This is a genomic window from Kaistella yananensis (assembly GCF_026107505.2).
GTDB lineage: Bacteria > Bacteroidota > Bacteroidia > Flavobacteriales > Weeksellaceae > Kaistella > Kaistella yananensis.
Map to the genome: position 1 here is coordinate 682,931 of NZ_JAPCHZ010000001.1, position 25,594 is coordinate 708,524.

Here is a 25,594-nt window from a genome sequence, read left to right on the forward strand (position 1 = left end):
TTGCCCATTGAGCAATGCCTTTGTGGGTTATTATTTAGTTTCGGTAACTTTACCACAAGTAAGCATAGAAGAACCGTAGTAAGGATTTTTAATCTCCTTTTCTTTGCTTAACCAATATGCTTTTTTCATCGGGCAATATTGGTAGTAAACGGGTTGGTTTACTTTGTCTGATGATTTTACCACTTTCCACAGTACGGTTGATACTTCGTTGAAAGCGGCTCTTTGCTTTTCAAGGTTGTTACCTGCCTTACTTAATTTGTCGGTGGCTTTCTGCAATTCTGCTTTCTGTGCAAAATCGCCCTCGCTCTTAACGGCTTCGTTCAGTGCGCTAATGGCGGTGCTTGCCGCTTTACTATCGCTGCTTACCAAAGCATTTTTTACGCTGATGTAGTTGTTCAGCAGGTTGCCTGTATTTTGCGCAAAGGCAGAAAATCCAAACAACATTACGGTCATTGCTACTATTAACTTTTTCATTTTTTTATCCTTTTTAATAATGAGTGAATGGCTGATTATTCTGAAATGGGTTCAGCTTTAAACCCTTTTTTCTTGATGATGGCGACAACCTCGTCTTCGGTAATGCCCTCTGCTTTTACAGTCAGGATTTTATCGGCGTTGGTCGTATCAACGTTCCATTCGCAGATACCGCCTGCGTTATCTAAATCTGCCTGCACTTTTGATACACAGTTGCTGCAATTAAGGTTTGTCTTGAATTGAAGATTTTTGCTTTCCATTGTCTTGAACTTTTATTTGTTTTTGCTGATACAAAAATCGGTAGATAATGCGCTAAGCTGTTTGTGAAATTCCTTGTTTGATTTATGATATTTACTGATTGCATTTCAAAAACGGTTCCGCTTGTAATATTCCGGCTTTGTTTTATGACTTTTACTGATTATAGTGCTCGTTCAGAATAAGCGGAATACTTTTATCGAAGTATAACGCTAACTGTTTTATAAAATGGCTATCAAAACCTTTCTCTCCGTTTTGCATCGGGCTATGTTGTAGCTTCGGGTTCCCAACCCCAACACGATTGCACAAATCTTCTTTGTGCAACAATCTTTATTGCAAAATCACACATAACATAATTTTTAAAAATCATATATAATGACAAACGATTTAAAGAACGTCGAATATGGCTTGGATAAGATATTCGAGGGCGCACAAGATTTTTTACCGATTTTAGGAACAGACTACGTGGAATTTTATGTAGGCAATGCGAAACAGGCTGCTCACTATTACAAATCAGCTTTCGGGTTTCAGTCGTTGGCGTATGCCGGACTGGAAACAGGCTTACAGGACAGGGCTTCTTACGTGGTAAAGCAGGACAAAGTGAGACTGGTATTAACGACCGGGATGCGCTCTAATTCCGAAATTAACGGACACGTAAAGAAGCACGGCGACGGCATCAAAGTAGTGGGTCTTTGGGTAGAAGATGCCCGCAAAGCCTTTGAAGAAACCACGAAAAGAGGTGCTAAAGCCTATATGGAACCAACTGTAACTACCGATGAAAACGGCGAAGTGGTACAATCGGGCATTTATGCGTATGGCGAAACGATTTTTATGTTTACCGAACGCAAAAACTACAACGGTATATTTATGCCGGGCTATGAGCAATGGGAAACCGAATATAACCCTGCGCCTGCGGGACTAAAATATATTGACCATATGGTGGGCAATGTGGACTGGAACCAAATGGACACCTGGGTAAAATGGTTTGAGGATGTAATGGGATTTGAGAACTTCCTGTCATTCGATGATAAGCAGGTTTCTACCGAATATTCTGCCCTGATGTCTAAAGTAATGGCAAACGGTAACGGCAGAATAAAATTCCCGATAAACGAACCCGCAGAGGGCAAAAAGAAATCACAGATTGAAGAATACCTTGAATTTTACGAGGGCGAGGGCGTTCAGCATATTGCCGTAACTACGGATGATATTGTAAAGACCGTAAACGACCTGAAATCAAGAGGGGTTGAATTTCTGTCAAGACCGCCACAAGCGTATTATGATGCCATTCCTGAACGCTTAAAAGCGCATATGCACCGCTTTAAAGAAGATATCAAGGAATTGCAGGAGTTGGGTATTCTGATTGATGCGGACGAAGAGGGCTATTTGTTACAAATCTTTACCAAACCAGTTGAAGACCGTCCTACATTTTTCTTTGAGGTCATCCAAAGAATGGGTGCAAGAGGTTTCGGAGCAGGAAACTTTAAAGCATTGTTCCAGTCTATTGAAAGGGAGCAGGAGCGCAGAGGTACATTATAAACACTCATTCCCTTTCTTATACAAAGAGGCTGTTTCAATTGAAACAGCCTCTTTTTTATAAATAATGTATGTAACCTATTGCGGGCAGGTACTTACAATCGTCGCACTTATCGTATTCTAAAGTTGATTTTTCGGGATAGTCGAAGTTGGCTTTTAAAAAAGCATCCGAAAACAAGGCATAGGGCGGGTATTCCGCAATATGGTTTTTGAGCATCTTATGCGCTTCTACCACTGGTGCGCCATAGAGCTTTTCGAATTTCCCTATTTTGTATTTGGTAAACTCCCCGTAGTGTACAATTATTTTCAATGATAAAGGGATTTCGATTGCAAGTTGCGATGCCAGGCGTTGGCATTCCTTTTGAAAATCGTTGTACATCTGTTCTATCTGCATCAATGTTTCTTCAAAGGTGGGCAGGTTGTGGTACTTGTAAAACAGTATCGCATCACCCTCAACCTCGGAAACTTCAAGGCAAAGGATATTGCTATCCATTACTGATTTTAGCAGGCTTTCTGTTATGTATTTGCCAACAAACATATTTGATTTGATAACGAAATCCGTAAAGCCTGAAATATCGGGTATCATTAACATTCCGTTTTTACTGGCTGTGTCGTTTTGCATTTATTTCATCGTATTTTCAATTAAAAATGCAGGGGCTTATTACCGCCCCCGCAAATTGAGTATATCTAAACTCTAATAAAACTATTTTATCTGCCCGGTAGCTTTGTTGTACACAGCTTCGGCAATCTTGTACCGTACTTTTGCATCTAACATATTGCTGTATGCTCTTTGCCAAAGCGTTTCTGCTATCAGTACATCTTCCCCGGTAATGGTTCCGGCTTTAAAGCGGTCATTACTTAGCTTCAGGTTCTCGTCTGCTTCAATTAACGATGCCTGCATTAAAACAATGTTGTTCGCCTGCAATTGCAGGTTAAGCGTAGCTTGCTCAATCTCCACAGTGATTTGGCTTTTCAGTTCTTTCAGACCGTATTCAGCCGAACGAATGTTGGCTTCCTGCTGCTTTACTTTTTCTTTTCTGCTACCCCAGTCGAAAACCGGAATTTTAACGCTTAGCATACCAAAGTAAGTCAGCATATGGTTTTTGGTAGGGTCGCCGAAGTTGATGCCCTCTTTTCCAAAGGCTGCCATTCCGTTCAGTGATAAACCTACCGATGGTTTCAGGTCTGCTTTAAGCATACTTTTGGTAAGCTCGCTCATTTTTAAGCCATTGGTTGCCAACTCAATTTCCGGACGGTTAGCATCGGCAGCTTCCAAAACACCCTGTTTTAAAAAGTCGCTCGTACTCAACGTATCGGCTACGTCTATACCTGTGGGGTCTTCCGTCCCGATTAACTGGCTCAATCTTCTCTTTGATAAGACGAGTTTATTCTCCGCAGCCTGCAAACGGGCTTCATTTTCGTTCTGAAGTACCTTTGCCCGCAACACATCGTTTTTGTAAATCAATCCTGCCTCAAACTGGTTATTCAGGAATGTGTAATGTGAAGCCAGTTGCTTTTTAACCTGCTGTTCCAGTTTGATTTCTTCCTTAGCCTGTACCACAAGCCAGTAAGTGGTTTCGGTAGCCAGTAATACTTCATCTTCTACCAATCGTTGTTGAGCGTTGCTCATCTGTATATTGGTTTCTGCCATCTGCTTGCCGTACTTAATCTTACCGCCAGTATAAATCGGCTGTGTAACGCTGACCATTGGCGCAAACCCATATTCGGGCAGCATAGTATTCAATGGCTCCCCAAAGTAAAAGGCGGTAGCTGAAGCATCCAGTTTCGGTCTGCCTGCCACATCTGCAATCAGCTTATCGGATTGGGTTGCAATTACGTCTTCTTTGGCTTTGCCTATCCTGTTATTGTTTTTTAATGCCAGTTCTTTGCTTTCCGCAAGGGTTAACTGCTGTTGTGCAAAGAGGTTGTTTGTTCCCTGCAAAAGAGCGAAACCGCATATAAAAACCTTTATGACTGTTTTATATCTTTTCTGTAACATAATCCCTTTTTATGATAAGTATTTTTGGTTGTGAGCATCGGCATTCAATTCTTGTTGCTCATCCAACTGTTTGTTTTTTGGTGGTTTTACGAACCTGTAATACAATACTGGAACGATAAACAAAGTAGTAATCATTGATACCAGAATACCGATTGAAATGGTACTGGAAATCGGTCCCCATTCCGGAGAGCCACTCGCCATTAACGGTATCAAACCGATAGCCGCCGCCATTGAGGTAAGGAAGATGGGACGCATTCTTCTTTTGGCTGCTAATAAAGCTGCTTCTCTAATTGTATGACCGTGCTCGCTTACCAGTTCATCCGCATAGTCAACGAGGATAATCCCGTTACGAACCACAATACCCAATAAGGCGGTAATACCGATGATTGCCATAAACCCGAACTCGTAACCTGTAAGGAACAAGCCTAACATTGCACCAAGCAAGCTCAACGGGAACGAAGCCAGTACAATGAATACTTTACCAACACGCTTGAACTGGAATAACAGGACAAGGAAAATGAGGACGAAACTTATCATAAAAGCTTTTCCCATTTTGGGACCGCTTTCCAGTCCGTCTTCATATTCGCCACCGTAGGCAATCTTAATGCCTTTCGGTAATTTCAGGCTGTCAATTTTCGGCTGTACCTCTGCAAATACTTCTGCGGGTTTTCTGCCTAACTGTGCTTCGGAAGAAACGGTTAACGTTCTTAATCCGTTACGGTGTACAATAGCCCCAGTATGCCAAGACGGTTGTAAATCTACCACTTGCTTTAAAGGTACTTTAGCACCGAATGTTGAATTGATGTACATATTACCCAAAGCATCCAGACTTTCCCGGTCGGTTTCGTCTGTACGCAATACAATGTCGATGGCTTTATTGCCCTCCCACATCTGCGATACTGGGTAGCCTTTTATCTTTGCACCCAATGCCTGCGCAATCTGCGCTTTGCTAACGCCTAAACGCAGGGCTACATCTTCTTTAACAACGGCTTTCAGCCCTACATAATCATTCTGATAATCGGTGCGCACCCAGTTAGAGCCTTTGGTATTTTCCAGTAATGCCGCAACCTGTTTGGCTACTTTTTTCTGCTCGGTCATATCCTTGCCAATCACACGTATCTCAATCGGTGCGGGCTGCTGCTTCTTGCTTAACTGCCTTACCCGTACATAACCGTTCGGCAAGTAGTTGTTGAATTTCTGCACATACTCATCAATCATTTCAGAAGTGGCATCCTTGCTTGTGGTATTGATGAATATCTGCGCAAAGTTCTCACGTGGGTGCTCCGGTGCGTAGGTGGAGTAGAAACGTGGCGAGCTTGTACCTATAAAGCTCGCTGTGGTTACAATTCGTTTATCGCCTGCAATTTCTTTTTCTATCTTCTTAACGGCTGTTTCGGTTTCGTGGATATTTGTACCGTTATCCATCCACAATTCAAGGTTAAACTGGTTTCTTTCAACGATTGGGAAAAACTCGGTTTTCACCTGACTACCTACCACGAATGAAAGGAAGAAGATAACCAAACCTGCTACCAACGTGGTTTTGTACCATTTCATACAGAACTCAATTGCCCTGTCGAAACCGTCCTGCATCCTGTCTAAGAAATTGCGTTTTTTCGGTTTATCATCTTGCTTTTTCAATCCTTTTTTCAGGAAGTGGTAACACATATATGGGGTCAGGAACAAGGCTACCAAGAACGAAACCGCCAAAGCGATACTAACGGTAATCGGTATCCATTGCACAAACTCCCTTGTTAGTCCGGTTAGCGTAAATGCCAACGGCAGGAACGATAGGACAATGGTTAGTGTAGCAGTAAAAATTGGAACCATTAATTGCGTTGCACTTTGCCAAGCGGCAGTCCACGACGGTATTTTTTCGTCCACTTTCTCAATGTAGTTATCCACTACGATAATGGCATCATCTACTACCATCCCCAGTACAATAATCATTGCCGCCAAACTAACCTGGTGCATTTCGATACCAAGTAAATTTAGGATAGCGAATGTTACGGCAATTGTAACAGGTGCGGCAATAGCAGAAATTGTAGCCACTCTAAACGGTAGCAGAAGCATCACTACCAAGATAACGGAGGCAATGGCAATACCGAACTCAATAAAGAAATGCCCCAAATTCATATCCACCACTTTGGGTTGGTCGACAATAGTGTTGACCTGCACATCTGATGGCAGGATTTCTTTTACTTCAGCAACTTTTTGTGTCAGCGCATTTCCCAAATCGACAATATTCTGTCCGGGTTGCATTTCTACGGTCAGCATCATTACATCATTTCCCGCAACCGTAATTTTACTTTTCAGGTCTTCGTATCTCCTTTCGATTTTGGCTATATCACGCAAGCGGATATTGCCACCCTGCGGAGAACTATATACAATAAGGTTTCCGATTTCATTTTCATTCTGATACTGCGCATCTGTAAAAATGAGGAAACGGTTTTTGTCAATCTCAATATCGCCGCTCGGAATGGTTACATTCTGTTGGCTCAATGTTGCTGTGATTTCATTGATACCGAAGCCGTATTGTTTCAATACATCTTCACGCAGGGTAATGAATATTTGCTGCTTCTGACCGCCGTATCGCTTGATTTTGGAAACCTGCGGAATGGTCTTAATACCGTCTTCCAGTTCGTCCAGATAATTTTCTAACTGGGCGTAAGAACGACCGGGAGCTGATACAGCAATCATTTGAACGACCACATCACCGAAGTCGCTGTTCACATACGGTCCCTGTACGCCCCGTGGCATTATCAGAGGCATATTGGCATCTAAACCGTGCTGTAAAGTGCTCCAGAATTTTTTGGTGTCTTTTACATAATCCTGCAATTCGACTGTTACCACCACCTGTCCGGGCTTACTCTCTGAATGTGTTTTTTCTTTTTTGATTTCCTCGAAACCAAACAGGTATTGTTCCAGTTTGTCGGTTACTTCTTTTTCTATCTGTTCTTCGTCGGCTCCGGGATAAAAAGCCACGACAAGCCCCTGTCTAACTGTTACACGGGGGTCTTCACTTCTCGGCATCGTCATTAATGAAATCAACCCGGCAAGCACCATAATAACGGTAATCGCTATCGGTACTTGCGGAAATTTCATTGCCGCTTCAATGAGGTTTATCTTTCTTTTCATAAATTATTCAGATTTTGGGGCTGATGCGGTTACGGATGCTGTTTGCGCTTTTACTTTCTGCCCGTCTTTCACGTTGTTTTGTCCGGCGAGGATAATTGTCTGGCTCTCGTTAAGACCATCGGTAATAATAACTTCATCGCCCACGATTTTGCCTACTGTAACCCTTGTCAGCTTAGCGGTGTTGTTCCTATCCACAACATATACGTGCGGGATTTTATCTACATTGTTGATGATGGCGGTAAGCGGTACACGCACCTGCCTAACCTTTACCGGAACGCCTGCAAGTACTTCTGTAATCATTCCCGGCATTAGCACACCACCCGGATTGTCCAAGCGAACTTTCAGCGTGTAGGCTTTTGAAATTTCATCAGCTACGGGATTGATTATAGTGATTTTGCCCGTGAAATTGCGTTGCAGTGTAGGAATGTTTACGGCTACCTGCATTCCTTGTTTGAAGCTGCCGATTTCGCTTTCGGGTACGGCAAACTGTGCATATACCATATCTGTTTTTACAATGGTAAAGGCAGGAACGCCCGGTGCTGCCATACCGCCAACCTCGGCAGTTTTAACGGTTATAATACCATTGGTCGGTGAATGCAAACGGCTGTCGGTAATACGCTTGCGGTTGATTTTTTTATTGGCTTCCGCCTGTGCTACTTTAGTTTTGATGTCGATATAGTCCTTTTCAGGGAAACTTCCTTTTTTATACAATTCATCAAATCTTCTAAACGCATCCTGGCTCTGGTCTAAGCTGGCATTGGCAATCTGCAATGCAGCTTCGTACTCGGTGGCATCAATGCTTGCAAGGAACTGTCCTTTGCTAACACGTTGCCCCTCATTCACGCCCACGCTGTTTATCGTTCCGGGAACGGCGAAACTTACGGTGGTCATATTGTCGGGTACAATAGAACCCGAATAGGAAACGGATTGCTCGGTTTCCGAACTGCTGATAGTGGCTACGGTGACTACCGGAGGCTCATCTTTTAACTATTTTTCTTCTTTTTGTTTGCAACTCTGTATCAATCCTGCTCCGATTATGAAGAGGGATAACAAACCAATTTTACTTGTTCTCATCTTACATTTATTTTGTTACGCTTCTTTGTTTAATTAAACTTTTAAATACAGGGCAAAGGTCGGGTTACAGCTAAGGCGCAGCTATACGAAATGACGGGTAAAAGTTGTGAAATTTACTTCTTTGATTGGTGGGTATCTGCCTGAAACAAACAGAGCTACTGATGTTTCAGTAGCTCTGATGCTCGCATTAAAAAATAGCAAAATGCCTGCGAATGGATTGAAAAAGCCTCAATGCGGAGTATGCTATTCGTCCATCTGCATAGTAACGTTTTGCCCTTGTTGCTGCTTTACCTGCTTGAAATAGCTTGATGTAAAGCCGGTGTGTTTTTTCAACTGGTTGGAAAGGTATGCCTGACTGCTGTAACCCAGTACGTGGGCAATCTCGGTCAGCGACATTTCGGTATGTACCAAAAGGTCTTTTACCTTTTCAATCTTCCGATGAATGATGTACTTTTCGAGTGTTATTCCCTCCACCGAAGAAAATAAGGCACTCAATGTATCGTAGTTCTTGTGCAGCTTGCCACTGATTAAGGTTGTAAATTTGGTAGGAGTGCCGCTTTGCAGTTGCAACGTGATACCTTTCTCCACCAACTCTTTTATCCTGTTTATCGTCTTTTGGTTCTTGTCGTACATCAGTTCTAAGCCGATGCTTTTCAGCATCGTTTTTATGGCTCCCAACTTTTGCGAAAAGTCTGCCGTATCTTTTATGATGGCTTGCCCCAGTTTTATATCCAAGACCTCAAAACCCAAAGCTGTTAATTCCTGTTCAAGAACATACGTACATCTATTGCACACCATTCCTTTTATTAATAGTGTCATAGCTTCTAAAGTGTATAAGTTCCTTTATTCAATAGTCAAAATTCTGCATTTGCCACCGACAAACTATTATGATATTCCGGCTTTGTTTTGTGAAATTTTATGAAATCGAGTGCTGCAACATTAAATATCATAAACTAAACAAGGAAAAGTACATAGCTGCTCCCGCTAATCTTACGGAATTTTGTAACAGACAACATCCGTATAAAATGAAGAATAAAAAGATTAACGAACATCAGGTTTTAAAGGTGCTTAAAGATTACAACGCAGGCAAAAGCGGACTGGAGCTTTTTGAGAAATACGGCGTTTACGGCACTAACATTTTTGAACTGAAACACAAATACAAGGATTTAGGGATGGATATTCTTGTAGAATTGGTAAATTTAAACGAAGAAAACAGCAGGCTGAAAACAATGTATGCCGAATTGTGCATACAGCACCGGAAGCTCAAAGACCTGCTGAAAGAAGATTTCTGACAGGACAGTCGGAAACGATAAGCAACAATATAAAATACTATTACTATGACAAATGTAACGTACAAATATGCTACGGTTTTGGTAGCGATACAAAACCTACGCAGCGAAGGTTATAATGTGGATTTCAATCTCGAAGAGAACTGTTTAATCTGTGGAGCCAACAAATATACTGTTGATGATTTTGAAATTGAGCAGGTCTATCGCTATGAGGGAGAAAGCAATCCAAGCGATGAGGCTACGGTGTATGGGATTGTATCGAAAGACGGATTAAAAGGAATTTTGGTTACGGCTTACGGAGCTTACACGGATAGTATGAGTACGGCAATGCTCCGCAAACTGGCACTAAAGAAAGATTGACAACTCCCATTACTATTTAAAATAAGGGCAAAGCAATCGTTTTGCCCTATGTATGATAAGGTTGTTATTGTATCGTAACACAAACATCCGCATTCATCGGATAGCTTTGGCATAGCAAAATTATTCCCTCTGCCATATCCTGTTCTGTTAATGCGCCGTTATGGAGCATCCTAACTTCTCCATCTGTTTTTAATGCCCAACAAGCCCCGCAGGTTCCGTTCTTACAGGAACTTGACACTTTGATATGATGCTCTTTCATCGCATCCAAAAGCGACTGCTTCGGCTGCACCTCAATGAGTGAAGTGCATTCATAGGTTTGTTTTTCATCATTTTCGTAATAATCCTCGTAATAGTTTACAATCACATCTTTGGCAATACCGTCCGTTTCCAAATCGCCCGGATCCAACGGAACCGGGTCAAAGTATTCCAAATGGATATGGTCTTTGGGAATGTTCAAACCAATTAAAGCATCCCGGTACAAATCCATCAGCCCATTTGGTCCACAGATGAAGTAATGGGCTGCCTGAACCTCGCCAACAAGTCTTTTAATAACCGAACGTAAAACAAGCAGATTAAACCTGCCTGCAACGTGGTTGATTTTGGTGGAAATAAAATCGGGTGCGGTAAAGGAATAACAAATATTCAGTTCTTGCGCTGCCTGCATCGCTTCCAATTCATTCCAAAATATGGTATCTTCCGGTGTTTTGTTACTGCACACCAGTAAGGGAATTTGGCTGCTGCTTTCAATACTTTTCAGCATTGAGAACAAAGGCGAAATGCCGCTACCACCTGCCAACAGTACGATTTGGGATTGGGTTGCTATCTGCTCTTCCAAGACAAAGCTGCCAAAGGGGGCTTCTATTTCCCAGGCTTCGATATGGTATGCATTATCCAGTATGTAATTGCTCATCTTGCCACCAGTAACCCTTTTGATAGTAATGGCAGGAAATTCGTCAGAAGGCACCGAACTGAACGAATACGAACGTATAAGTAGTTCGCCATTTATGGTAAGCCTGATGTTGAGGTACTGACCGGGCAGGTAAGTAAATGCCTGCTGCTCCGTGTCAAAGTATAGGGTAATGGTATCTTCTGTTTCCTTTGTAATTTTATGTGTTCGCCACGTGTATTTCTTCATTCCTGGGTAGTTTCCTGTCTTGCATTGCTGATAAAAAGAAAACCTCTGCTTCTGTACACAAAGCGAGGTTTCATCAAGACTTCTATTTAAAAGTTTGCTGTTCTGACAATTATAGTCCGTTTTGCTTTTCCTGTTGTCTTTTGATGATTTCGAGCTTGTTTTTTCGTATCTGCTTAAAATGGGCAGATGTTAATCCTGTGTAAGTCATTAATTGCTCGGATAGTTCAGTTGGCTTCTGATAGCCCAACGCTTTAGCGATTTGTGACAACGATTGCTCGGTGTACACCAGTAACTCTTTTACCTTTTCGATAATACGCCTGATATAGATAATTTCAAGGCTTATATCGCATTTAACGAGAAACAGATTGTTCAACTGTTGATAATCCGTTTTAAGTTCGTTAGTAACCTGCACGGCAAACGGTGCAGATATACCTGTATCCAATCGGGTCTGAATTATCCGGTCTGCTACATTGCAAACTTTCGTCATTATGTCCGAACAGTCGCCTGAATTTTGTTTCTGTAACATAGCTTTTCATTTATGGAACGAGGTTTTTAACTGTTTCATACTTTGGTGTAGCTTTGGTAAAAATCCCGAAGATGTACCTGTGTACACTCTCCGGGACTGCCCAAAACTTATCCGCAGCATCCTGTTGAACAACTTGAAGCCTTTTCGCTGTCGTCGCCGCCAACTTTGTAGCCTGCTTTTTCAATAGCCTCAACCAACTCTTCTTTCACTTCATCGCTTTCAACCGAAACAGATAATTTTCCTGCTTCCAATTTTTCTACTTTAATGCCGTCAATGTCTTTGATTGCTCCGTTTACTCTTGACTGGCAGTGTGCACTTTGCATATCTGGTATGCTTAATTCTACATTTTTCATTTTGAACTTATTTTTTATTGTTATACAAATTTCCGTATTAAACGGGGTGTTACTATTATGGTATTCCTTGTAAGATTTGTGATTTTTACTGATTTGGAAATCGCCGTGTTATTCCACGATTAGTTTGCCTTTCATATAGATGTAATGACCGGGAAACGAGCATAAGAAATCATATGAACCTTTAGCCGGAGCCGTAAAAGTAATTTCTGTGGTTTGCCCGCCGCCAATCATTTCTGTTTTAGCGATTACGGCGTTTTCCATTCCTTTAGGTATGTAGCCGTTGTCTTTAGCATCTATCGCAGCATTAGCAAAGGCATTAAAGTCCGTGCCCTGGGCAAGAATGACAACATTGTGTCCCATTGCCTCAATCGGTGCTTTACCCACGTGCTTTAGGATGAGCTTTACGGTTCCGCCTGCTTTGGCTTTCAGTTCGGTTTTGTCGAACTTCATATCATCGCCGCCATTTATGGTAATTACGTTTCCGTTCCCTGTTTCTACCGGGGCAACAGTTTCTTCTGTTACAGGCTTATTACTCTCCTGTGTGTTCTGTTCTTTTTGCTGATTGTTGTTACAGGCAGTAAATGCGATTACCGACAATGCTAACACTAACTTTTTCATTTCTATTTAAGATTTTATTTGTTATCTGATAGTGCAAATTTCAGTACAACAGGTTAGTTTCTCATTACGCTTTTCCCTGTCTGATTTGTGATATTTACTGATTTGGCAAGGCACAAAAAAAGAGGGTTTATTTAAACCCCCTTTTTTTACAATGATAATAACAGATTAAGCAGCTTTAATCATTTCTTCACAAGCCTGTGCACATTTTCTACACGCTTCAGCGCATTCTTTACAGTGCTCCATTCCCATATTTGCGTGTGCTTCGCACTCATCGGCACAAGCATTGCAAATTTCGATGCACAGTTTACAAATTTCTTTGCTGAATTTACCATCAAGGCTTAGAACATTTGCTGCTGCCTGGCATATAGCTACGCATTCAAGATTAAGCTGAATACACTTTTTAAGATGTGCTACATCTTTCTCGTTTAAACACGCTACGGCACACTGATTACACAGAGCAATACAATTAAGGCAGGCTTCGATGCAAGATTGGAATTTTGTTTGTATCATAATCTTAAAATTTAAAAAATGTGAATAATTAACCGTTATCATACAAATATTAGACCTTAACACAAATGATTTCGTGTAAAATTCCTTGTTTAATTTGTAAGATTTACTGATTTGAGATTACTTGATATTTAAGATATTATTTTACAACGGTAAATATCACTTTTTGATTGCTATTCATACTTAGTGGACTTTTCGGCTCTCTGATAAGAGCCAAGATTAATAATTTTACTTGCTAAAGTTGTAGCATACAATTCACGTTCTTTTAGTGCTACGGCTTCTTTTAGGACATTATACCTGTCTGGTAACTTATTTACATTACTATAATAGTCGAAAAGTATTGGATTGTTTCTAAAATAAATTGTCCTCAATTGCTTCAGTTCAACTGTAATCAGTTCTTTGCTATCAATTGCAATAACATTTTGCGAGATGAGTTGGTAACATTTTATAAGTTCTTCTGAAATTACCAACTCTAATATCGTATTAATGCTTCCAAAAAAGCTAAAGAACTTGCTTCTTGATATTTCGGCAGCCGATATAATGTCAAATATTTTCAAGTCCTTTAAGCTCTTGCTCATTAAGACTGTCCTTACGTTTTTAATGGATTTGCGGACAAGGCTCGCATTCTTTATATCATTGTTCGTCATTAGGAAATTCCCTCTGTATCGTTAAACCACAAACAAATCTACCTACAAGCTAAGGGCTTTAAAGTGCGATATGACTGCTAAGATTTGTAATTTTTACGGTGTAGCGTAAAAAAAAAACGGCAGTCCCACTTAAGGAACCACCGTCTTAGCAAACGCAATAAAGCTAAGTTCTACATTATTTTTTCAGTTTGTCAGCAGGCGGGTTATAATCAGCCAATTTTGTTACTCTTACCGTATCAACCCCAGTAATATCCCAAGTGATAGGTATCATTGTCATATACTCACACTTTGGACACATATCGCCCTCTGAACCTACCATTTCTTTATGTCCTGGGCAACCTGTAATCAGGTGTCCGTGGGCATCAATCAGTTCGCCTTTTTCATTCCTGTCTTTAGCTGCAATTTTTTCGGCAGGCTTATCAACCACTTTTTCAGTTGCGTGGTTGTGTCCATCGTCCTCGGTGTGTGCGTGTCCGTCCTTTGCAGTTTTGGTATCGCCACCACAAGAGGCTAAGAAGATTGCTAAAGAGGCGAATACACCTATCAATAATTTGTTCACTTTCATTTTTATTTTTTTAGAGATTAAAACTTAGTTATAAACAGTATTCAATTAGATTAATGATGATGGTGGTCGTGTCCTGACGGGTCTGCCTTTACCGTACACAACATCGAATTGTCGTGCTTGTGTTCAGGCGTTTCCAATTGTATAGTGACGTGATGGATGTTCAGGTGTTCCAGTGTGTGCTCGACTTTGCGGAGCAATGTTTCACTTTCCCCAATCATCATTTTCCCATCCACAACCAAGTGGCAGGTAAGTGCATTCAAGCCGCTTGTAATCGTCCATATATGTAGGTCGTGCATACCGATAACGCCATCCGTTTTCAGGATTTTTTCTGTTACCTTTTCAACCTCCACATTTTCCGGTGTTCCCTCCATCAGTATATGTACCGATGATTTGGTAACATAATAACCGCTTCGCAATACCAGTATGGAAACGATAACACTTGCCAATGGGTCTGCCCATCCCCAACCGAAGAACATAATCAGTAAAGCTGCAATGATAGCACCTACCGAACCCAGCATATCGCTTATAACGTGCAGGTAGGCTCCACGCATATTGAGGTTTTCTTTTACATCAGCACCACGTATCATTATCCAGGCTACAAGCACATTGACCAGTAGACCGACGAATGCCACAATGAGCATACCGCTTGATTGTATTTCCGGTGGGTTCTGAAAACGTTCTATCGCTTCGTAAATAATATAGCCTGAAATCAGTATCAGCGTTGCGCCGTTGATAACTGCTGCAAGTATTTCAAATCGTTTGTAGCCATACGTCTTCCCGTAGTCAGCTACTTTACTGCTGAACTTAAATGCCATCAATGCGATGAACAATGATACTGCATCGCTCAACATATGCCCTGCATCGGCTAATAAGGCAAGGCTGTTGGTCAGTAATCCGCCGATTACCTCTATTGCCATATAAGCTGTGATGATAATCAAGCTAATGGTCAGGGTCTTTTTATTTGCACTGTGTGAGTGGCTGTGCCCGTGGTCGTGGTTATGTCCCATATTTTATTTTATTATTGTTTCGCTGCCGCAAATTTCAGCAGCAAAACATTTTATATTAGTTCGTTATTCCGTGTTTTATTTGTAAGATTTACTTTTTCCACTTCAAACGTAAACTGTTACTTACCACACTAACACTACTTAGAGCCATCGCTGCACCTGCAATCATCGGGTTTAATAAAAAGCCATTAATTGGGTAAAGAATACCTGCGGCAATCGGAATACCAATAAGGTTATAGATGAATGCCCAAAATAGGTTTTGCTTAATGGTCGCAACGGTCTGTTTTGACAATCTAATAGCCTGCGGTATTTTGGTCAGGTCTGATGAAATGATGGTCATTTTAGCCACGTCCATTGCGATATCCGAACCTTTGCCCATTGCGATACTTACGTCGGCTGTTGCCAGTGCGGTACTGTCGTTGATACCGTCCCCAACCATTGCTACTACTTTGCCCTGTGCTTGCAGTTCTTTTACAAAGTCTGCTTTGTGCTGTGGCAATACTTCTGCCTTGTAGTGCTTGATGCCTGTTTGTGATGCAATCGCTTTGGCAGTGGCTTCGTTATCTCCCGTAAGCATATACAGGTCGATGCCCATATCCTGCATTTCTTTGATAGCCTCTACCGATGTTTCTTTGATTTTATCGGAAATAGCCACTACCGAAAGAGCTTGTTTGCTGTTCGCAAACCAAATAACGGTTTTAGACTGTGTGCCCCATCCGTCAGCCTGCTGTTGCAGTTGGTCGGCAATGGTAATATTGTTTTCGGCTAACAGCTTTTTATTACCTACATAGTAGGTATCGTTGTTGTAATCGGCTTTTGCGCCTTTACCTGTGATACTATCGAAGTTGGATAATGCAGTGGCGGAAACTCCCTCCAAATGTTTCACAACGGCTTCAGCTAATGGGTGCTCCGATTGCTTTTCAATACTCAATAAAACATCTTTAGTTGTATCATCATTGTTCAGCCATTGTATGCCTGTTACCTGTGGTCTTCCCTCGGTAATTGTTCCGGTTTTATCCAGTACGATAGCATTTACTTTTTTCGCTAATTCAAGACTTTCGGCATCTTTAATCAGGATGCCGTTTTCAGCACCTTTACCCACGCCTACCATAATAGCGGTCGGTGTAGCTAAGCCTAAAGCACAAGGACAAGCTATAACCAGTACGGTAACGGCTGCTAAAAGACCTTGCACTACGCCGTTGTCGCCTCCTAAGAAGTACCAAAGAATAAATGTAAGAATGGCAATGGTGATTACTACGGGAACGAAAATCCCTGCGATTTTATCTACCAGTTTTTGTACCGGAGCTTTACTACCCTGTGCATCCTGTACCATTTTGATGATGTGGGCAAGCATTGTTTCTTTACCCACTTTTACCGCCTTAAATTGGAAGCTGCCTTTTTGGTTGATGGTTCCTGCAAATACTTTTTCGTTCTCTTTTTTCAGTACCGGAACAGGCTCGCCGCTTAGCATACTTTCATCTACATACGAGTTGCCCGATACGACCATTCCGTCCACTGCGATTTTTTCGCCCGGCTTAACCAAAATAATGTCGCCTGCGTTTACATCTTCGATAGCTTTTTGTCTTTCGGTTCCGTCAGCTTCTATCACGATAACCGTTTTCGGCTGTAAGCCCATCAGCTTTTTAATAGCTGATGAGGTGTTGCCTTTGGCTTTTTCTTCCAATAGCTTACCTAACAGGATGAATGCGATAATAACGGCTGCTGCTTCAAAATAGACGTGAGCGTGTAAACCCCTTTGATGCCAAAAGTCCATAAACAGCATATTGAACACGCTGAATATGTAAGCAATACCGGTACTCAATGCTACAAGCGTGTCCATATTGGCAGAACGATGTTTCGCCTGCTTCCACGCATTGATAAAAAAGTCTTTGCCTAACCAAAGCACTACCGGAGTGGAGAAAGCCCACATTATTTCATTACCGTAGGGCATATCCATAAAGAACATACCGATAATGACTACCGGGAGCGATAAGATTACCGCCCAAATGGTTTTGTTTTTAAGTTTTCTGAATTTTTCGGCGTGGATAGCTTCTAAGGTTTCCTGCTGCTTGTTCTCGTCTTCAAGTAACAGGTCATAACCACCGTCCTGCACCGCTTTTCTGATTTGCTCGGAATTGGTCATATTTGGCAGGAACTCGACGGTAAGATTGCCTGTACCGTAATTCACTTCGGCATTTACCACACCCGGAGCGTATTTTACCATACTTTCGGCACTGCCTGCACAGGATGCGCAGGTCATACCTAAAACGGGATAGGATTGTTTAACGGTCGGAACGCCGTAGCCTAAATCTTTGATTGCTTTTACAGCTTCGCCTACTACCTCATTATCATTTACGGTAATAGCCGCTCTGCGGTTATTTAGCTCTACCTGATGGGTTTCTACGCCTTTTACCTGTGCAAGTCCTTTTTCGACGATTAATGCACAGTGCTCGCTTTCTACATCCTCTAAAGGAATGTAAATTGTTTCTTTATTTGTTGCCATATTTCGATTGCTTTATTTTCATAATGCAAAGGTGGCAACAATAAAGAGGACTGCTATTGTGAAATTCTGGGTTTGATTTGTAAGATTTACTTAAACCTTATCCAGTGGCTTGCGTTTGTCTTCCCGTATCTGCTTGAAATGGCTCGGTGTAAGCCCCGTTACTTTCTTAAACTGGTTGCTCAAATATGCCACGCTCGAATAATTCATACGGTCTGCAATCTCGCTCAACGACAGCTCATCGTACACCAACAGTTCTTTTATCTTTTCAACTTTCTGTGCGATAAAATACTTTTCGATAGTCGTACCCTCAATATCGGAAAACAGGTTGCTAAGGTAGTTATAATCGTGGTGCAGCGCATCGCTCAACACGTCCGAAAGATTGGTCTTCGCATCGTTGTCCTGATGGTGCACCAGGTCAATGATAACGTTCTTTATTTTCTCAATCATCCGGCTCTTCTTGTCGTCGATGACTTCAAAACCCAAAGGGTCTAAAACATTTTCCAATGCTTCACGCTCTGTCGTGGTTAAATCTTTTTCAAGGATTATTTCGCCCAGTTTTATATTGTTAGCCACTATACCGAGCTTGTCGAGTTCGTTCTGAACTACGAGGATGCAACGGTTGCAGACCATATTTTTGATAAATAATGTACTCATATTTCGCTAAATCACAATTCATTTTGTTGCATCAATACGCAATCACAAATTTACGATTAAAAGTTAAGTATTTATTGATTATGAGCGACTAAGTGATGCAGATAAGTATTTTCATAAGGGAAAACTGCCAAAATCTTCCCCATTGTAGGGATATCTTGGCGGTTAAATTGCTGTTTATTAATAACATTTGCTAAGGTACTCTGATATTGATAACGTAATCCTCCTTACTATGAGAAAATCTTTAGGAACTATTGTTACCGAAATTCAGGAGCAGGAACGGAAACTTTCAGTCACGTGTTCGGGGCTAATTGAAGAGGCTTTTCAAATGACCGTTTTTCTTCAGGAGCTTTTGGTTTCAGCAAAAGAATGTGTGTTAAGTTCGGGGTTTGACAACCAGGCGAAAGAGATTGAGTTCTTTAAAATGGTAAAGCCTCAAATCCTGGGCAAACTTATCTACTACAACAAGCTCTACCGGATGGAAACCTCGTGCCCGGTCAATAACGGGAAAATGTATCACGCCTATTTCTCCAACCATTTAACCGAGCTAAAGATTGAATTTAGGGAACATATTTGCAACTCCCACTTTTACCGATACTACCGTTCGGGCAGGGTGGATAAGGATAGCGAATACTTTAAGCGGGGGCAGATAAATTACCTCGATGGGCTTAATAGTTACGTTTTTGAAATTGACCCGCAATTCTCTACCTATTATGATTACAAAGTAGCCCGCATCATCGCTAACGACCTGTTATACGCCTACCTCTTAACCAAAATCAGCCCCGAAGAAAATCCCGATACCTTTTTTCAAAACACAGACGACATCAAAGAGCTTTCTTGGACGGACAGCAAAAACGCCCTGATTGAGTTGATGTATGCCCTGTACGCATCGGGTGCTATTTCGGGTGGTAAGGTGGGCATCCGAAAGCTCACAGCCATTTCGCAGGTCTTGTTCCGAATTTCACTGACCGATGTGCATCACGCATTCCACCGGATGAAAACCCGTGCAGGTTCTCGCACCTTGTTTTTAGACCAGTTGAAGCAGGCACTTGAAGAATATATGGATAAGGACGTATAAACACCCCGTCAATAAAGAGTTTGAAAGCAATACGCAACCCGTATTGCTTTTTTTGTGCTTGCACTTGCCCATATATGCCAATTGGCAAACAGGCATATTTTCCTACACCAAAAATCAACAAATCTGCCGAAACGCTTATTTAATAAGGCTTTCCGGCAAATTGTAAAATTTTCAAAAAACCACTTTTTCAATTGGTAAGCATTGGCAGACAAACACTGCCACACTTCTGAATTTTGTCCTGTGAATATTAAACAACAGTGCTATGAACATTATAACAGTTGACGAAGAAGTGTGGAAACACCTCAACGAACGGTTGAAAGCCATTAGCGAATATATCCTCAAACTGGAAGATACAAGCTACGATAGCTTGTGGCTCAACAACCACGAAGTCTGCCAGTACCTCCACATCAGTGAAAAAACATTGTGGCGTATGCGCACCAATGGGCAGATAGCCTTTTCAAAAATGTACGGGCAGTATTACTATACGATTGGTGCTATCAAAGATATGCTCAACGCAAACGCTGTGCAGACCACCGATGAATATGTAGAGCAGCTTATGGCGAAAGGCAAAAGCTATATCGAAAAAGGCAGAAAGCTGAAATCAGGTAATCATTAAAAGCGTACCGTATGAATATCGACAAAATGGAATTTGTGGCGTGGATGGAACGCATAATGGATAGGCTTGACATACTCGGCAACCACATAGACGATTTACAAAAGAAGCGCAACAGTATAGACGGCGAGGAATTACTGGACAATCAGGATTTATTGCAAATGCTGAAAATCAGTAACCGTTCCCTGCAACGGTATCGCTCCATAGGCAAGCTCCCTTATTATACCATTAGCGGAAAGCTGTACTATAAACTTTCCGATGTGCATCAGTTCATCAGGGAAAGTTTTAACCCGCCTTTGCCCAAACTGGATGCCAATAAGTGACAAACACTGCCTTTGACTGCCACATAACGCAAATCAGTGAAGGCTTCCTTTACATTCGACCGTGAATTTTTAAAATTTTTCAGACTATGAGCGAAGAAAAAACAAATAAACAGGAAATGCCCGAACAGCTTTCGGACATATTACTCGTACTGGATAAAGAGAAAATGAAAATCCAGGCGGTAAAGAGTATCGACGAAAACGGGAAAATGGAAACCGTGGAACCCACCAAGAAAAACCAAAACCAGTTTATGCGTGTGGATAAAGGCGGCGATTTCTTTTCCAACTTCTTCTCCAATTTTTTCAGCCAGTTAAAGAACCCGACAAACTTTACTTTCTTCAAAGTGCCTGCCCCGGTTGCTGCTGAAAAAGCGGAGGAATTGCAAAAGCACGTAGATAAGCCCACCCCACAGGGCGAAAAAGTGCTGAAAGAACACGAAGTGAAAGCAGAACCCCAACCGGATAAAAAACAAGAAAATCAAAATAATATGGCAACAGCACAAACAACAACGGAAGCAAGCGAATATCGCTACAAGCCGGAGCAGATTGATTGGGACACAATGAAAAACCTCGGATTAAGCAAAGAGTATCTTGAAAAAAGAAACCTGCTCGACCCTTTGTTACGAGGTTACAAAACCAATGAGCTTTTACCGATAGGTATTAACCTCGGTGGCTCTATCCTCCGCACAGATGCCCGCCTGTCTTTACAGCAAGGTGAAGACGGCAATGTTATCGTGGCAATACACGGTATCAAAAAAGAACCTAACCTGCACTTTGAGTTTTTCGGTCACAAATTTACGGATGAAGACAAGAAAAACCTAATTGAAACGGGCAATATGGGGCGTGTCGTCAATTTGGTAAATTCCAAAACAGGCGAACTGATGCCGTCCATTATCAGCATTGACAGGCTGACCAATGATGTAATTGCACTGCGCACGGAGTTTATAAAAATTCCCGATGAAATTAAGGGCGTAAAGCTGAATGACGAACAAAAGCAAACGCTGATGGAGGGCAAACCACTCTATTTAGAGGGTATGATTTCCTCGAAAGGAACGGAGTTTTCGGCAACGGTACAATTCAATGCGGACAAGCGATATGTTGAGTTCCTGTTTGACAGAAGCAACCACAATCAGCAAGCGCAAACGAACCAACAGAACACCCAACAAAGCAATCAGCAAAGCCAACCGCAGGACGCTCCAAGAACTTTCAGAGGCAAAGAACTGGATGATGAGCAGTATAACAAGTTCAAAGCCGGACAAACAATTTACGTTGAACTGAAAGACAAAAAAGACCAACCGTATAAGGGTTATATCACTTTCGACAAAGATACCGGAAAGACCAATTTTGAGTTCCCCGGTCAGTATAAAGCACGGGTAGAACCTGCCGAAACCCATAAAACGCAGACTGCCGTTAATTCGGAGGGCAAAACCAACGAAGCGACCAAGAATGTCCAAGAGCCTTTGAAGTCCGGGCAGCAAAGACCGAAAAACGAAAAGCAACAGGACAACAAGCCTGCAAAATCCAAAGGCAGAAAAATGTAATACAGTATGAAAACAATTATTGCAGAAAAACCAAGCGTAGCAAGGGAAATAGCCGGACTTGTGGGAGCATCCGATAAAAAGGACGGCTACCTGACAGGTAACGGCTATTTTGTTACGTGGGCATTCGGTCATCTAATAGGACTGGGAATGCCAGAAGATTACGGGATTTCAGGATTTGACAAGGCATCCCTACCGATATTGCCCAACCCGTTTTTATTGACCGTTCGTAAGGTCAAAAAGGACAAAGGGTACACCGCCGATACTGGCGCAATAAAGCAACTGAAAGTCATTGAGCAGCTTTTTAATAAAAGCAACAGCATCATCGTTGCTACCGATGCGGGTCGTGAGGGCGAACTCATTTTCAGGTACATTTATGAATACCTGAAATGCAACAAGCCATTTGAACGCCTTTGGATAAGTTCCCTGACCGAAAAGGCGATAAAGCAGGGCTTTGACAACCTGAAAAACGGAAATGAATTTGACGGACTGTATCAGGCAGCGCAAGGCAGAAGCCGTGCCGATTGGCTTGTGGGCATCAATGCTACACAGGCATTGAGCATTGCCGCAGGCAACGGTATCTATTCGCTCGGCAGGGTACAAACGCCAACACTGGCTTTGATATGCAAACGCTACCTCGACAATAAGAATTTCACGGTAAAGAAATACTGGCAGATACAACTAATGCACAATAAAGCCCAGGTTGATTTCAAAAGTATTTCCGCAATTAAATGGGATGAAAAGCAGCTTGCCGATGATACGCTTAAAGCTATTCAGCGTGGCGCAACGGCAACCGTTACATCGGTAGAAATCAAAAGCGTTACAGAACAACCGCCCTTGCTTTTTGATTTGACAGGCTTACAAAAGGAAGCTAACAAAAGGCTGAAATTATCTGCTGAAGCGACACTTAATATCGCACAAAGCCTGTACGAAAAGAAGTTTATCACGTACCCACGTACCGGAAGCAAATACATCCCTGAAGATATGTGGGCAGAAATTCCAAACCTTGTGCGGGCTTTGCAGAACCGTGAAGATTGCAAGCAAGCCCTTACCAAAATCAAATGGGGACGGTTCAACAAACGTATCGTGAATGACCTCCGTGTAACGGACCATCACGGTTTGTTGATTACGGACAAAGTGCCGTCTGTACTCAATGCAGACGAAAACAAGATATACAATATGATTGCGCTTCGATTGCTCGAAGCCATATCGCAAGCCTGTGTCAAAGAAATAACTGATGTATCATTACAGGTATTGCATTACGACTTTACGGCAAAAGGCTGTAAAATTCAGGAAGCGGGTTGGCGTTCCATAAAAGGAAGTTTTACCGATGACGGAGAAGAGCCAGTGCAGGAATTACCCGAACTGCATAAAGGCGACGAACTTGCCATAAAGGAAGCCGCCGTTTTGGAAAAGCAGACCAAACCGCCAGTGCTTTACACCGAAGCCGGGCTTTTGTCGGCTATGGAAACCGCAGGAAAGGAAATCGAAAACGAGGAAGAGCGCAAAGCTCTCAAAAATATCGGTATCGGTACGCCTGCGACAAGAGCCGCCATTATCGAAACTTTGTTTACCCGTAATTATATCGTTCGGGATAAACGTTCCTTAATTCCTACGGAAAAAGGATTGCAGGTTTATGAGTTGGTCAAAGAACGCAAGATTGCAGATGTGGCAATGACCGCCGAATGGGAATTGGCATTGCAGAAAATTGAAAACAATGAAGCAGATGCCGGAACATTCCAAAAGGAAATGGAAACCTACGCCAAATCCATTACCGATGAATTGCTGCAAACCTCTATTGCAAATACCAGCAAGCCCAGTAAAGCAACTAAAAATAAACAGGTCTTTTACCAGTTCATACCGTGGGTGCGGTGGTACGCACATCATCAACTTTTCTACATCTTCTTTAAGGATATAACCCCGGTCGGTTTCCTCCATACTGATTTCGTAATCCTGAAATGGATTATCACGTATCAAGCCTTTTTTAATAGCCAGTTCCGCCAGACTTAATACAGGCATAGTGTAAACCCAAACCGTATTATGCGAAGACTGCAAATCGTACCGGAGGTAAAAATCAAACTCACGGATAAAATCGGCAGTCAACTCACGAAAAGCCATATCATCACGATGATAGCGTTCTTTTATAAACGTGGTAAGATGATTGTAAACCGTGATATACTTATTGTAGGTGCTTTGCGAACGCTCTTCCTTTTCGACTAATTTTTTAAAGTCCTCATTTTGGTCGTTGAAAACTTTAAGGATAGCATCATCCATTACACCAACACCTAAGAACGATAGCTTTACTTTTTGGGCGGTCGCAAAGCCCTCGTGTTTCAGCATATCTTCATAAATCTTGTCGATGCGCCCACGTATGTTATCCAGTTTTTTATTGATGCTTAATGCCTGCGCACTTTTGCCCTGAACTCTTCCGTGTTTTAAATCCCAATTATTGGGGTCAATTTCTAACTTTGTACCGAAAGTTTTAGGGGTTCCGTCAATGGTAATACGTGCCATAATCGGGGCATTACCGTTCTTTTTCAGTTCGTTCTTTTTCAAATAGAAAAGCAGTTTGAACGTCGATTTTTTTGTCTGCTCCATAACTCAAATGTTTAACGTTTAAAATTAAATTACATTGAGTTACAAGGGAATGTAGAAAAGGGTGCAAAAGACTGAAATATAATCGGTTAAGCTATGTAGTTACCGAAGTCAATCAGTAACGATTTAGTAACCTAACTTTGTATTTTCACGCCCAAAAACTATCGGACACCGACTTCTGAACTTGGACTACTATTTTATAAAGCATTGTATAGCAACGGTTCTAACCATTTTGCGTAATTTTGCTTTTATCTAATCTTTTTTTATGAAAAATGTTAATCCCAAACTACATTGATGTCTTTAAACTCAACATTGGATTTCTTTTTCTCGAATAAATTTCTTTCGGGTTGTGACGTTGTTTTAAACCTAAACATTTTGATAAACAAAGGGTTTCCTTGTATGTCTTTAAAAGAAAAATTTAACTTTATAGGGGTGTTTAAAGCAAGATCAGCGAAAGTTTTACTTGATTTGAAATAGTCAATTTTGTATCCATTGCCTTCAATATCTACCATAGAGATATCCTCAAAAACCATTTTTTTGTTCTCATTTTTGGTTTCAACAAGGAATGTTAATACAATCGTTTTATCTTTTGTATTGCCAACTGCTTTGGTTATTTTGAAAGCGGAATTTTCTTTTTCTGTTTCAAGCATTGGCTTATTGATGTCCAATACCTTTTTCAGATACTCATTTTCAGAAGTCAAGACTTTATTCAAGGATTGTAAATTCTCATTTTCTTTTTTTACCTCTTCGAAATTGGTTTGGGTGTAACCGAATGTTACAAATGATAAAGCAAATAAAAGAAGTGTCTTATTCATTTTGTTTGTG

25 protein-coding genes and 2 pseudogenes are annotated in these 25,594 nt (G+C 41.5%); 8 read left to right on the forward strand and 19 right to left on the reverse strand.

Features of this window, described 5'->3' with window-relative positions; translation table 11 throughout:
- Positions 1-30 precede the first annotated feature (30 nt).
- Together OK344_RS03085 and OK344_RS03090 are read right to left on the reverse strand one after the other, a co-directional pair.
- Positions 31-474 (reverse strand): DUF3347 domain-containing protein, encoded by a 444-nt coding sequence (locus OK344_RS03085; RefSeq protein WP_082738211.1) that lies wholly within the window; start codon positions 472-474, stop codon positions 31-33.
- Positions 475-509: 35 nt separating this feature from the next.
- A complete protein-coding gene (locus tag OK344_RS03090; protein WP_027384830.1) occupies positions 510-731 on the reverse strand; it encodes a heavy-metal-associated domain-containing protein in 222 nt (73 codons plus the stop codon).
- Between the two features lie 370 nt (positions 732-1,101).
- Between OK344_RS03090 and hppD the strand changes: the two genes are divergently transcribed.
- Positions 1,102-2,262, forward strand: coding sequence for a 4-hydroxyphenylpyruvate dioxygenase (hppD, locus tag OK344_RS03095; RefSeq protein WP_066434350.1), 1,161 nt, complete (start codon positions 1,102-1,104; stop codon positions 2,260-2,262).
- 55 nt (positions 2,263-2,317) lie between these two features.
- On the opposite strand, the gene OK344_RS03100 is transcribed toward hppD, so the two are convergent.
- The 5 genes and pseudogenes from OK344_RS03100 to OK344_RS03120 all read right to left on the reverse strand — a co-directional run bounded on the left by OK344_RS03100 (position 2,318) and on the right by OK344_RS03120 (position 9,286).
- Complete coding sequence (locus OK344_RS03100) at positions 2,318-2,881, reverse strand: DUF2652 domain-containing protein (protein WP_265143397.1); 564 nt, start codon at positions 2,879-2,881, stop codon at positions 2,318-2,320.
- Between the two features lie 81 nt (positions 2,882-2,962).
- Positions 2,963-4,258 carry a TolC family protein gene (locus OK344_RS03105; protein WP_265143398.1) on the reverse strand — a complete coding sequence of 432 codons (1,296 nt, stop codon included), beginning with the start codon at positions 4,256-4,258 and terminating at the stop codon, positions 2,963-2,965.
- 9 nt (positions 4,259-4,267) lie between these two features.
- Positions 4,268-7,393 carry an efflux RND transporter permease subunit gene (locus tag OK344_RS03110; protein WP_265143399.1) on the reverse strand — a complete coding sequence of 1,042 codons (3,126 nt, stop codon included), beginning with the start codon at positions 7,391-7,393 and terminating at the stop codon, positions 4,268-4,270.
- A gap of 3 nt (positions 7,394-7,396) precedes the next feature.
- A pseudogene (locus tag OK344_RS03115) lies at positions 7,397-8,347 on the reverse strand (efflux RND transporter periplasmic adaptor subunit); the annotation flags it as partial.
- A gap of 363 nt (positions 8,348-8,710) precedes the next feature.
- Entirely contained in the window at positions 8,711-9,286 is a 576-nt protein-coding gene (locus OK344_RS03120; RefSeq protein WP_265143400.1) for a helix-turn-helix domain-containing protein, read from the reverse strand.
- A 206-nt stretch (positions 9,287-9,492) separates the two neighbouring features.
- On the opposite strand from OK344_RS03120, the gene OK344_RS03125 reads away from it, so the two are divergent.
- Entirely contained in the window at positions 9,493-9,759 is a 267-nt protein-coding gene (locus OK344_RS03125) for a hypothetical protein (protein WP_101726713.1), read from the forward strand.
- 45 nt (positions 9,760-9,804) lie between these two features.
- The gene (locus OK344_RS03130; protein WP_265143401.1) at positions 9,805-10,116 is read left to right on the forward strand and encodes a hypothetical protein; all 312 of its coding nucleotides are present in this window, start codon (positions 9,805-9,807) and stop codon (positions 10,114-10,116) included.
- 64 nt (positions 10,117-10,180) lie between these two features.
- Here the strand turns inward: OK344_RS03130 and OK344_RS03135 are convergent, their stop codons facing one another.
- From OK344_RS03135 to OK344_RS03180, 10 genes are all read right to left on the reverse strand, one after another.
- Positions 10,181-11,251, reverse strand: a complete 1,071-nt coding sequence (locus tag OK344_RS03135; RefSeq protein ID WP_265143402.1) for a flavin reductase family protein — start codon at positions 11,249-11,251, stop codon at positions 10,181-10,183.
- 109 nt (positions 11,252-11,360) lie between these two features.
- Positions 11,361-11,777, reverse strand: coding sequence for a hypothetical protein (locus OK344_RS03140; protein WP_207025711.1), 417 nt, complete (start codon positions 11,775-11,777; stop codon positions 11,361-11,363).
- Between the two features lie 107 nt (positions 11,778-11,884).
- A complete protein-coding gene (locus OK344_RS03145) occupies positions 11,885-12,130 on the reverse strand; it encodes a heavy-metal-associated domain-containing protein (RefSeq protein ID WP_207025712.1) in 246 nt (81 codons plus the stop codon).
- 108 nt (positions 12,131-12,238) lie between these two features.
- The gene (locus OK344_RS03150; protein WP_265143404.1) at positions 12,239-12,748 is read right to left on the reverse strand and encodes a plastocyanin/azurin family copper-binding protein; all 510 of its coding nucleotides are present in this window, start codon (positions 12,746-12,748) and stop codon (positions 12,239-12,241) included.
- 165 nt (positions 12,749-12,913) lie between these two features.
- Complete coding sequence (locus tag OK344_RS03155; protein WP_207025714.1) at positions 12,914-13,258, reverse strand: four-helix bundle copper-binding protein; 345 nt, start codon at positions 13,256-13,258, stop codon at positions 12,914-12,916.
- A gap of 170 nt (positions 13,259-13,428) precedes the next feature.
- The gene (locus OK344_RS03160; protein WP_265143405.1) at positions 13,429-13,833 is read right to left on the reverse strand and encodes a hypothetical protein; all 405 of its coding nucleotides are present in this window, start codon (positions 13,831-13,833) and stop codon (positions 13,429-13,431) included.
- Positions 13,834-14,077: 244 nt separating this feature from the next.
- Positions 14,078-14,467, reverse strand: coding sequence for a hypothetical protein (locus tag OK344_RS03165; RefSeq protein WP_265143406.1), 390 nt, complete (start codon positions 14,465-14,467; stop codon positions 14,078-14,080).
- Between the two features lie 50 nt (positions 14,468-14,517).
- Positions 14,518-15,474 carry a cation diffusion facilitator family transporter gene (locus tag OK344_RS03170; protein WP_265143407.1) on the reverse strand — a complete coding sequence of 319 codons (957 nt, stop codon included), beginning with the start codon at positions 15,472-15,474 and terminating at the stop codon, positions 14,518-14,520.
- A gap of 88 nt (positions 15,475-15,562) precedes the next feature.
- Positions 15,563-17,974, reverse strand: a complete 2,412-nt coding sequence (locus OK344_RS03175) for a heavy metal translocating P-type ATPase (RefSeq protein ID WP_265143408.1) — start codon at positions 17,972-17,974, stop codon at positions 15,563-15,565.
- Between the two features lie 90 nt (positions 17,975-18,064).
- Positions 18,065-18,628, reverse strand: coding sequence for a helix-turn-helix domain-containing protein (locus OK344_RS03180; RefSeq protein ID WP_265143409.1), 564 nt, complete (start codon positions 18,626-18,628; stop codon positions 18,065-18,067).
- 229 nt (positions 18,629-18,857) lie between these two features.
- Here OK344_RS03180 and OK344_RS03185 point away from each other — a divergent pair, with 229 nt between their 5' ends.
- From OK344_RS03185 to OK344_RS03205, 5 genes are all read left to right on the forward strand, one after another.
- Positions 18,858-19,703, forward strand: a complete 846-nt coding sequence (locus OK344_RS03185; RefSeq protein WP_265143410.1) for an RteC domain-containing protein — start codon at positions 18,858-18,860, stop codon at positions 19,701-19,703.
- Between the two features lie 262 nt (positions 19,704-19,965).
- Positions 19,966-20,319 (forward strand): helix-turn-helix domain-containing protein, encoded by a 354-nt coding sequence (locus tag OK344_RS03190; RefSeq protein WP_101726704.1) that lies wholly within the window; start codon positions 19,966-19,968, stop codon positions 20,317-20,319.
- A gap of 11 nt (positions 20,320-20,330) precedes the next feature.
- Positions 20,331-20,639: a helix-turn-helix domain-containing protein gene (locus tag OK344_RS03195; RefSeq protein ID WP_002978404.1), complete on the forward strand. Its 309-nt coding sequence runs from the start codon at positions 20,331-20,333 to the stop codon at positions 20,637-20,639.
- A gap of 86 nt (positions 20,640-20,725) precedes the next feature.
- Positions 20,726-22,177: a DUF3945 domain-containing protein gene (locus OK344_RS03200; protein ID WP_265143412.1), complete on the forward strand. Its 1,452-nt coding sequence runs from the start codon at positions 20,726-20,728 to the stop codon at positions 22,175-22,177.
- 6 nt (positions 22,178-22,183) lie between these two features.
- On the forward strand, positions 22,184-24,184 hold the full coding sequence (locus OK344_RS03205; RefSeq protein WP_265143413.1) for a DNA topoisomerase 3: 2,001 nt from the start codon (positions 22,184-22,186) through the stop codon (positions 24,182-24,184).
- Here the strand turns inward: OK344_RS03205 and OK344_RS03210 are convergent.
- Positions 24,176-24,772 (reverse strand): annotated as a pseudogene (locus OK344_RS03210) (phage integrase SAM-like domain-containing protein); the annotation flags it as partial. The gene OK344_RS03205 and the pseudogene OK344_RS03210 sit on opposite strands and share 9 nt — an antisense overlap.
- A 272-nt stretch (positions 24,773-25,044) precedes the next feature.
- Positions 25,045-25,584: a transposase gene (locus OK344_RS03215; RefSeq protein ID WP_265143414.1), complete on the reverse strand. Its 540-nt coding sequence runs from the start codon at positions 25,582-25,584 to the stop codon at positions 25,045-25,047.
- Between the last annotated feature and the right edge of the window lie 10 nt (positions 25,585-25,594).